Origin of the sequence: Mesorhizobium sp. M5C.F.Ca.IN.020.32.2.1 (genome assembly GCF_004023105.1) — a bacterium.
GTDB lineage: Bacteria > Pseudomonadota > Alphaproteobacteria > Rhizobiales > Rhizobiaceae > Mesorhizobium > Mesorhizobium wenxiniae.
On sequence record NZ_RZSX01000874.1, the window covers coordinates 1 to 2,563 of the forward strand.

At 62.9% G+C, this 2,563-nt stretch carries 2 protein-coding genes; one reads left to right on the forward strand and one right to left on the reverse strand.

Annotated elements, in window-relative coordinates; all coding sequences use genetic code 11:
• Positions 1-128: 128 nt before the first annotated feature.
• Positions 129-1,163, reverse strand: coding sequence for an aspartate-semialdehyde dehydrogenase (locus tag EOA86_RS30210; protein WP_029349467.1), 1,035 nt, complete (start codon positions 1,161-1,163; stop codon positions 129-131).
• 437 nt (positions 1,164-1,600) lie between these two features.
• On the opposite strand from EOA86_RS30210, the gene EOA86_RS30215 reads away from it, so the two are divergent.
• The coding region (locus tag EOA86_RS30215) for a DEAD/DEAH box helicase (RefSeq protein WP_164892122.1) at positions 1,601-2,563 on the forward strand (963 nt) is incomplete at its 3' end.

Genomic DNA, 2,563 nt, shown 5'->3' on the forward strand with positions numbered 1-2,563 from the left:
GACCTTCTCCCCGTGAACAGGGAGAATGGGGCTAACGGCCGAAGGCCGAGCCCGCGACTGCGGGCCGTTGTCCGGCGCCCCCGCGGAGGGCCCGCCGCGGCAGCGGCGAAACGGCCCGTGAGCGATAACTATGCCGCCTTTTTCTTCGGCTGGATCAGCCCGCGCTCGATCAGCAGCTCCGCGATCTGCACCGCGTTGAGTGCCGCGCCCTTGCGCAGATTGTCGGAGACAATCCACATCGACAGGCCGTTGTCGACGGTCGAATCCTCGCGGATGCGCGAAATGAATGTGGCATCTTCGCCGGCCGAGTCCAGCGGCGTGATGTAGCCGCCGTCCTCACGCTTGTCGAGAACCTGGCAGCCCGGCGCTTCGCGCAGGATCTCGCGCGCCTCGTCGGCGGTGATCGGCTTTTCGAACTCGATGTTGACGGCTTCCGAATGGCCAATGAACACCGGCACGCGCACGCAGGTCGCCGTCAGCTTGATCTTGGGATCGAGCATCTTCTTGGTCTCGGCGACCATCTTCCACTCTTCCTTGGTGAAGCCGTCGTCGAGGAAGACGTCGATATGCGGGATGACGTTGAAGGCAATGCGCTTGGTGAATTTCTTGACGTCGACCTGGTCGGCGACGAACACGGCCCGCGTCTGCGTGAACAATTCGTCCATGCCTTCCTTGCCGGCGCCGGATACCGACTGGTAGGTGGCGACGACGACGCGTTTGATGGTGGCCAAGTCGTGCAGTGGCTTTAGCGCCACGACCAGTTGCGCCGTCGAGCAGTTCGGATTGGCGATGATGTTCTTGCGCGTGAACAGCGAAATCGCGTCCGGGTTCACCTCCGGCACGATCAGCGGCACGTCCTGATCGTAGCGGAAGGCCGACGAATTATCGATGACGACGCAGCCCTGCTTGCCGATCTTCGGCGACCATTCCTTCGAGACGTTGCCGCCGGCCGACATGATGCAGATGTCGGTGTCGGAAAAATCAAATTGGTCGAGCGCCCTGACCTTCAGTGTGCGGTCGCCGAACGACACTTCCGTGCCCTGGCTGCGCCGCGAGGCCAGCGCCACCACCTCGCTCACCGGAAAGCCGCGCTCTTCCAGTATGTTGAGCATTTCCCTGCCCACATTGCCCGTGGCGCCGACGATTGCAACCTTGAAACTCATCGAAATCTCCTGTCCTCTCCGCTCGGTTTTTGGAGAAAACCCGCCGACCGATGCGGGTTTCAACCCCCGGGCCGGACCCGGGAGAGGGGTGGTTAGGCCAAGGGAATCAGACCGTTTTAGTGGTCGTTTTAGCCGTAGTTTTGCTGGAACTAGGAGACGCGCCGACACGCCCGGCCCAATGGTTCGCATTGCGGCCGGGGAGGTCGAATGCAAGAAGCGCCATCAAAAGGCCGCGCATCGAAACTATCCCGTTCGGTGCCGGCTTTTACGCGGTTTGCGCAAAGAGTCAATCGCAACCCGGCGAGGCGGCTTGCCCTGTACAATGGCGGCGGCGCGAAGTACGAACGATTGGATCGTTTGGCTCGTGGCGCTTCTGGCCCTCGCCGACGGATGACCCATTGCGGGGCATAAAAGAATCCGAATTCCGAAAGAAGCATATGTCCAATTTCGAAGCTATTGACCCCGCGCTTGCAAAGGCGCTGGAAAAACGCGGCTATGTCGAGCTGACGCCGGTGCAGAAGGCGGTTCTCGAGCTCGGGCAGGCCGATGCGCTGGTTTCGGCGCAGACCGGCTCTGGCAAGACCGTTGCCTTCGGGCTGGCTCTGGCGCCGACTCTTCTCGACGGCGCGGAGCGCTTTTTCCATGCCGCAGCACCGCTGGCGCTGGCCATCGCGCCTACGCGGGAGCTCGCTTTGCAGGTGACGCGCGAGCTCGAATGGCTCTACGAACCGACCGGCGCAGCGATAGCGTCCTGCGTCGGTGGCATGGACATGCGCACCGAACGGCGCGTGCTGGAGCGCGGCGCCCATATCGTTGTTGGCACGCCCGGCCGGCTGCGCGACCACATCACCCGCAATTCGCTCAACATGTCTGAACTGAAGGCAGTGGTGCTCGACGAGGCCGACGAGATGCTCGATCTCGGCTTTCGTGAGGATCTCGAATTCATCCTCGACGCCGCCCCTGCCGAGCGCCGCACGCTGATGTTTTCGGCTACCGTGCCGCGCGCCATTGCCACGCTGGCCAAAGGCTACCAGCGCGATGCGGTGCGCATCTCGGCCTCCGGCGAGGAGAAGCAGCATCTCGACATCGAATACCGGGCGCTGAGCGTAGCTCAGCCCGATCGGGAAAACGCCATCATCAACGTGCTGCGCTATTACGAGGCGAAGAACGCACTGGTGTTCTGCAACACGCGCGCCGCCGTCAATCACCTGACCGCGCGCTTCAACAACCGCAACTTTTCCGTCGTGGCGCTTTCGGGCGAGTTGAGTCAGAACGAGCGCAGCCACGCGCTGCAGGCGATGCGCGACGGCCGCGCCAAGGTCTGCATCGCCACCGACGTGGCGGCACGCGGCATCGACCTGCCCAACCTTGAACTGGTGATCCATGCCGACCTGCCGACC